Source organism: Paraburkholderia sp. SIMBA_030, from assembly GCF_046535245.1.
Classification (GTDB): Bacteria; Pseudomonadota; Gammaproteobacteria; order Burkholderiales; family Burkholderiaceae; genus Paraburkholderia.
The window spans coordinates 1-244 of sequence record NZ_JAWRXB010001413.1 but is presented as its reverse complement, the minus strand read 5'-3'; the positions used below and the strand labels follow the sequence as shown (position 1 = coordinate 244).

The following is a 244-nucleotide window of genomic DNA, read 5'->3' as shown; positions in this document are numbered from 1 at the left end:
CAGCCCGATGTAAGGGGTGACGACCCCAGTTTCGCTCCGCGAGGTGCGGCTGGTGTCGCCGGATGACAGGGAGGTGGAAACCTCGTCTCGTCTCCAGTCGATGACCCGGGCCCCGGTGATCAGTGACAGGTCATCCGCCAAGCTCCAACGCACCGAAGTCACCAGTCCATCCTGGGTTTCATCTAGAGCATCTTCGGAGGACTTGGTGTGGATGGCGTCAGGTATCGCCAGCGACCCGTCCCAG

1 pseudogene is annotated in these 244 nt (G+C 62.3%); it reads right to left on the bottom strand.

Annotated features, from left to right (window positions below):
* Positions 1-244, bottom strand: a pseudogene (locus tag SB772_RS44690) (hypothetical protein); the annotation flags it as partial.